Raw genomic sequence first — 5972 nt, 5'->3', positions numbered from 1 at the left:
CGACCGCGAAACCCACCATGATGAGAGCGCACAGCAGCCAGGTAAAAAAGACGCCGCCATCGAGCAACTGCGCCAGCGGCGTGGTCGAGCCAAACCGGTACAACATGCACGGCAGGGCAAAAAACAGCACGAAGCTGTTCAGGCCGGGAATCGCCTCCAGCGGCAACATGCGCCGCCGTGCCGCGATATAGCCGCACAGCACCAGGGCGAAAAAAGGAAAAGTAATTAAGAGGATTTGCAGCACGAGGGGCATTGTCCCAGCACTTCTGGTGTTTATGCGATACCAAGGAAGCAGGGAGTGAGTCGTTCTTGGCAGACCCGCCTGGCTCGTGCGCACGGCGCGGACACGCACCCCGATTTAGCGCGTTTGAATCAACAAATGTGTTAACATTGTGCTTATTTTCAGGAGAACTCCATGCAAGTTTCCATTCGAAAAATGGGCAACTCCCAAGGCATTTTGATCCCCAAACCCATCTTGAAGCAACTCGGCTTGGTCGATGCGGCCGACTTGCAAGTCAACGGCAATGTGATCGAAATTCGCCCACTCAAGCGCAACCCGCGCGAAGGCTGGGCGCAGGATAGCCAGCGCTTGGCCGCTACGGGAGACGATGCGTTGGTGTGGCCCGAGTTGAGCAATGAAGGGGATGCGGAGCTGGTGTGGTGAGCCGCCCGGCGGTCATGACCGGTGAGGTCTGGCTGGCCAATCTCGATCCCACGGTGGGCAGTGAAATTCAAAAGACGCGGCCTTGCGTCGTGGTGTCGCCTCCTGAGATGCACGACTACCTGCGCACTGTGATCGTGGCCCCCATGACCACCGGCTCGCAACCGGCTGCTTTTCGCATTGGGTTGACGTTCCTGGGTAAATCGGGGCTGGTGCTGCTCGATCAGGTGCGCACGCTGGACAAGATACGGCTGGTGAAGCGACTGGGAGCGGTTCATCCTGCGACGCTTCAAAAACTGCTGACCACCCTCCAATCCGTGTTTGAGCCGGGTTGACCGTCAAGGCCCATATCCAAGAACAAAACCAGTCGGTAGCCCTCGTGTCATATTCACAGGTAGCTATCAAATTTATAGCTAGTCGTTATTTTTTTCTGCAACCGCTGCGTGAAAGCCCCACCCCGATCGGTTCTGGAAGGCGTCAGAGCTTATTTTTCAAAAAACGGGAGAGGAGCCCTATGGATTGGGACTTGAACGACTCGGATTCAACGGCGGCGACCGATCAGCGACTGACCCCTTTGGGGGATAGGCTTACTGGCAAGCGGCACCTAGAATCCGCGAAGGAGGGTTGCGGGGTTTGATGAAATTTTTATACCTGTATAAAAATATGAAAAATCGACCGAGAGCCAGTCCTCAAGCCACTTTCAGGAGATTTCCATGACCAGATTAATTCGCAGCGGCCAGCATCATTCGCAGGTTTTGCAATGGACATTGCGTTAGATTCCCCAACAGAAAGATCTTTCCTATGGATATATTCGCGAAAGAATTCAGGGCTGACATGCTCGGACAAGTCGACGGGCTCCTTGATGCCAAGAATGTAGCGGCGACGAAAGTAGAGGAAGAAGCATTGAAACTGCGCGCGGAGCAAGCGCAACTTACAAAGACAAAGGCGCGCCTCGCAAATGAAGAGTGCCCGGTTTCTGTATGCCCATACTGCTTCTACATGAGTCAGAAAACGTCTGCGCTTACCGCAACAGACCCTACGCCGGATGGCATAGATCAACTCAAGTGCAAAACCTGCCACAACGAGTGGCAACAACCTGATTAGTTCAATCATGCTTTCTCCAAAATCTAACTGGGCAATCGACTCGGATCAACAACAGCAGGAAGCGGCTTCGCCGCAACTTGTTGTTGCCCGGTCATTTCTACGTTATCAGTCAGATCAAAAAAGGGCGACCTCATGAAGGAAATAGACGAACTTGTTGAGCGTTTAGACAGCGACAGCAACGTTGACGGAATCAGACTCGACATCGCAGATCTCATTGCCAAATCCCTAGCCCAGAAGCGGGAAGCCTTCGGGTATTGGGAAAAAGCGCACCTTGCACACGCCATAGCTGTGTTGGCGCACAACGTTCACGCGGGGCATCGAGATTCAACGTCATGGCTTAGGTTGTGCCTGGTCAGCATCGAGAGTGCCTACATACCGGCCGACAAACGATCCGAAGACTACACAGCAAGAAATAAGCAAATCGACGCCCTCACATTCGATCAACTAGTGGATGACATTCGCAAGCTGGGTGGGCATGATTGATAACTTGCTGACCGAGAAGGACGCCTGTGGCGCTCCTCATCGCCGACGTTCGGCGTCAGGCGCGAGTACCGTATAGTCATAGCCATCGTGCGTTCATTCGCGGCGCACTGCTCAAGAGTAGAGCGCGCAGAACTGATCAACAACAGGGAGAGCAGGACATGCGAATTTTCATCACCGCCGTCACAGCCGTGGCGCTCTGCGCCGGATGCGCCGTATCATCTGGTGTAGCCAAAGTGGGCCCGGACACATTCACAATTACCACATCAGCGTCGCCCGGTAGAGGTGGCGTACCTGCTGCAAAGCGTGCGGCGTATGAAGAAGCAGGCGCCGAGTGCAGTCGTCGCGGCGCTTTAGAACTGTTTGTACTAAACGAGACTTTTTCGCCCCCCACGTGGACTGAAGGCATGGCAATCGCCACAGTAAACTTTCGCTGCCTCAATGCCAATGACGCCGAGTTCCAGCGCCAGCGGCTAACAAAACCGTGATCGAGTTACGTTAGCCGTAAGCGAAAACACCTTGTCGGAACTGACGCCGAACTCTTCAATCAAGTTCGCTCCCTTCGGTCACCGGACGTTAGGGCGCAGCAGAGCCCCGCACCAGAGTCGAGAAACACGATGAAGCCGTTTGCCAGCGCAGAGGTCGCGAAGGTCTTCGACGCTTACCCAGCGGATGTGCGCCACAAACTTCTGGCGCTACGCGAACTCATCTTTCGCACGGCCTCATCAACCGAAGGTGTCGGCGAACTCGAAGAGACGCTGAAGTGGGGTGAGCCTGCCTACCTTACGTCGAAGAGTAAGAGCGGCAGCACGATTCGAATTGACTGGAAGAAGGCTCGCCCGGCCGAGTACGCCATGTACTTCAATTGCAAGACGACGCTAGTCGACACATTCAGAACCTTGTTTCCAACGGAGTTTAAGTTCGAGGGGAATCGAGCTATTGTCTTCAAGGCGGCGGAGGCTGTGCGCGCCGACTCAGTCGCTTTCTGCGTAGCGGCAGCGTTAACATACCATCGAAGCCATGAAGGAAAACTCCGCGCTTCGAAATGAAGTTACCGCGTTCTTTGATGAATTCGTGGAAGCGTTTCGTACTTTTGACGGCACCGAGATTGCTCGCCGCTATTTGTCGCCCTATTCGGCGCTGCATGCAGACGGGTCCATCGACTGCTTTGCCTCGAATGCAGATACCGCCAAGTACTTCCAAAAGATCGTTGACGGCTATCACCATGAGGGCTGTCGGTCCTGCCGATACAACGACCTTGAAGTGATTTCCGTTGGCGGGCAATGCGCGTTAGGGTCAGTCACTTGGGAGCTTTGTCGCGAAAACGGAAGCGTGCTCAGTTCCTGGCGGGAGTCATACAACCTCGCTCGCGTCAGAGACGGCTTGCGCATCTTCGCTTCTGTTGACCATGTCGCCTAAGGCCTCCCTGGATGAGAAAACCCTGCTCCTTTCGTCTCACGGTCGAGACGGCTGGAGTTCTCGCCATGTGCCCGTAGCGCTTGCTGCCAACGCCGTGCCGAGCGTGGTCACCTAGAAAGGTGATAAGCAAAACGCCCCCATCACCGGCGCCTCTGTATGATTCGCGGCTTCGCCCCAAGTTTCCGAATGTCCTCCCCCCCTCTCAACGCGTCCACCGGCCTGAACCTGGCCCAGCAAGAAGCCGTCAATTTCATGCACGGCCCCTGCCTAGTGCTGGCGGGTGCCGGCTCGGGCAAGACGCGGGTGATCACGCACAAAATTGGCCGCCTGATCCAGACCGGAATGGCGCCGAATCGCATTGCCGCCATCACCTTCACCAACAAGGCCGCCGCCGAGATGCGTGAACGCGCCAAGGAGCTGATTGGCCGCGCCGCCCGGGACGTGGTGATCTGCACTTTTCACGCGCTGGGCGTGCGCATGCTGCGCCAGGACGGCGCGGTGCTGGGGCTCAAACCCACGTTCTCGATTCTGGACACCGACGACATCACCAGCATCCTGAAAGACGCCGGCGGCACGGTGGATATGGCCACGGCGCGGTCTTGGCAATGGGTCATCAGCGGCTGGAAAGGCCAGGGCCTCAATGCCGAAGGCGCGGCCGCGCTGGCCAAGGATGACAACGAACGCATCATCGCCCGCGTCATGGGGCACTACGAGGAGCGCCTCAGCGCCTACCAGAGCGTGGACTTTGACGACCTGATCACCCTGCCGCTCAAGCTGCTACAAAATCATGAGCAGGTGCGGCAGAAGTGGCAAGGGCTGATGGGCCATGTGCTGGTGGATGAGTACCAGGACACCAATGCCACGCAGTACGAAGTGCTGAAACTGCTGGTCGGCGGCAACTCGGCGGCGGGTGCCCGTTTTACCGCCGTGGGCGACGACGACCAGTCGATTTACGGCTGGCGCGGCGCCACGCTGGACAATTTGAAAAAACTGCCGGTCGACTTTCCCACGCTCAAGGTCATCAAGCTGGAGCAAAACTACCGTTCCACCAGCGCCATCTTGCGCGCCGCCAACAATGTGATCGGCCCGAATCCGAAGTTGTTCCCCAAGAATTTGTGGAGCGACCTGGGCGAAGGCGAGCCGGTGCGGGTAGTGGACGCGGACAGCGAAGAGCACGAGGCCGAGCGCACGGTGGCCCGCATCCAGAGCCTGCGTGCCGGTGGTCTGCCGCACGGCGGGCCGCAGTTCCAGGAGTTCCGGCACTTTGCCGTGCTGTACCGCGCCAACCACCAGGCCAAGACCTTCGAGAAAGCGCTGCGCAAGGCACAGATTCCGTACAAGGTATCCGGCGGCACGAGCTTCTTTGACCGGGCTGAAATCAAGGATTTGTGCGGCTGGTTCCGCCTGTGGATCAACAACAACGACGACCCGGCCTTTTTGCGCGCGGTGACCACACCGAAACGCGGCATTGGCCACCAGACCCTGGCACAGCTGGGCGTGTTTGCCGGCAAATACAAGGTGAGCCTGTTCGAGGCCTTGTTTTCGGCGTCGCTGGGCAGCCTGCTGAGCAGCAAAGCAGTCGGCAGCCTGCACGAATTTGGCCGCTACGTGAACGACCTGGAGTTTCGCGCCCGCCGCACGCTGGGGGCCGAAGATGCGCGCGCTTTTCTGCTGGAGTGGCTCAAGGAGATCGGCTACGAGAAGCACTTGTACGACGGCGAAGACAGTGAAAAAGTGGCGGCCGCGCGCTGGACCAATGTGATGGATTTTTGCGACTGGATGTCGGCCCGCTGCGGCGGCCAGTTGGACGATGCGGCCGGCGTCTCCACCAGCAACGAAGTCAAGTCACTGCTTGAAGTGGCGCAGACGGTGTCGCTGCTGTCCACCATCAGCGAGCGCGAGAAAGACATGGACGTGGTGACGCTGTCCACCCTGCACGCCTCCAAGGGGCTGGAGTGGCCGCATGTCATGCTGGTGGGCGTGACCGAAGGCATGTTGCCGTTCAAGCTCAAAGACAGCGGCGACAGCGGGGCCGCCGTGCTGGGCGGGTCGGAGCGCGCGCACGAGGCCGCCAATGAAGCGACGGCGACGCATCTGCAGGAAGAGCGCCGCCTGATGTACGTGGGCATCACGCGGGCCCAGCGCAGCCTGGCCGTGAGCTGGACGCGCAAGCGCAAAAAAGGCCGCGAGATGGTGGCGGCCGTGCCGAGCCGCTTCATCGCCGAAATGGCGCTGGACAAAAACACGGCCCGGGAAGACCCGCGCGCGAAGCTCAAGGCGCTGCGGGCCGAGTTTGCCAAAAAGGCAG

At 58.1% G+C, this 5972-nt stretch carries 9 protein-coding genes; 8 read left to right on the top strand and 1 reads right to left on the bottom strand.

What is annotated here, in order from left to right; all coding sequences use genetic code 11:
• Positions 1-253, bottom strand: a 253-nt coding sequence (locus tag B3V69_RS08515; RefSeq protein ID WP_414707494.1) for an AEC family transporter, incomplete at its 3' end; no start/stop codon positions are given.
• Positions 254-415: 162 nt separating this feature from the next.
• On the opposite strand from B3V69_RS08515, the gene B3V69_RS08510 reads away from it, so the two are divergent.
• The 8 genes from B3V69_RS08510 to B3V69_RS08475 form a co-directional block, all read left to right on the top strand.
• Positions 416-664 (top strand): AbrB/MazE/SpoVT family DNA-binding domain-containing protein, encoded by a 249-nt coding sequence (locus B3V69_RS08510; protein ID WP_296445593.1) that lies wholly within the window; start codon positions 416-418, stop codon positions 662-664.
• 14 nt (positions 665-678) lie between these two features.
• A complete protein-coding gene (locus B3V69_RS08505) occupies positions 679-996 on the top strand; it encodes a type II toxin-antitoxin system PemK/MazF family toxin (RefSeq protein ID WP_296445703.1) in 318 nt (105 codons plus the stop codon).
• 466 nt (positions 997-1462) lie between these two features.
• The gene (locus tag B3V69_RS08500) at positions 1463-1765 is read left to right on the top strand and encodes a hypothetical protein (RefSeq protein ID WP_296445591.1); all 303 of its coding nucleotides are present in this window, start codon (positions 1463-1465) and stop codon (positions 1763-1765) included.
• Positions 1766-1897: 132 nt separating this feature from the next.
• Entirely contained in the window at positions 1898-2248 is a 351-nt protein-coding gene (locus tag B3V69_RS08495) for a hypothetical protein (RefSeq protein ID WP_296445589.1), read from the top strand.
• Positions 2249-2406: 158 nt separating this feature from the next.
• Positions 2407-2733, top strand: a complete 327-nt coding sequence (locus B3V69_RS08490) for a hypothetical protein (protein ID WP_296445588.1) — start codon at positions 2407-2409, stop codon at positions 2731-2733.
• 129 nt (positions 2734-2862) lie between these two features.
• Positions 2863-3294 (top strand): DUF1801 domain-containing protein, encoded by a 432-nt coding sequence (locus B3V69_RS08485; RefSeq protein WP_296445587.1) that lies wholly within the window; start codon positions 2863-2865, stop codon positions 3292-3294.
• Positions 3266-3664, top strand: coding sequence for a hypothetical protein (locus B3V69_RS08480; RefSeq protein WP_296445585.1), 399 nt, complete (start codon positions 3266-3268; stop codon positions 3662-3664). Before B3V69_RS08485 ends, B3V69_RS08480 begins: the two co-directional genes overlap by 29 nt.
• Before the next feature lie 186 nt (positions 3665-3850).
• On the top strand, positions 3851-5972 hold a 2122-nt coding region (locus B3V69_RS08475; protein WP_296445583.1), incomplete at its 3' end, for an ATP-dependent helicase.

The organism is Rhodoferax sp. UBA5149 (genome assembly GCF_002413825.1).
In the GTDB taxonomy this organism is placed as follows: Bacteria; Pseudomonadota; Gammaproteobacteria; order Burkholderiales; family Burkholderiaceae_C; genus Rhodoferax.
Note: the sequence above shows the minus strand (reverse complement) of the source record. Positions and strands in the feature narration are given on the sequence as shown.

Coding starts and splice junctions, on each gene's coding strand:
- B3V69_RS08510 (WP_296445593.1), top strand. CDS start 416: ATGCAAGTTTCCATTCGAAAAATGGGCAACTCCCAAGGCATTTTGATC.
- B3V69_RS08485 (WP_296445587.1), top strand. CDS start 2,863: ATGAAGCCGTTTGCCAGCGCAGAGGTCGCGAAGGTCTTCGACGCTTAC.
- B3V69_RS08480 (WP_296445585.1), top strand. CDS start 3,266: ATGAAGGAAAACTCCGCGCTTCGAAATGAAGTTACCGCGTTCTTTGAT.
- B3V69_RS08490 (WP_296445588.1), top strand. CDS start 2,407: ATGCGAATTTTCATCACCGCCGTCACAGCCGTGGCGCTCTGCGCCGGA.
- B3V69_RS08505 (WP_296445703.1), top strand. CDS start 679: ATGACCGGTGAGGTCTGGCTGGCCAATCTCGATCCCACGGTGGGCAGT.
- B3V69_RS08495 (WP_296445589.1), top strand. CDS start 1,898: ATGAAGGAAATAGACGAACTTGTTGAGCGTTTAGACAGCGACAGCAAC.
- B3V69_RS08500 (WP_296445591.1), top strand. CDS start 1,463: ATGGATATATTCGCGAAAGAATTCAGGGCTGACATGCTCGGACAAGTC.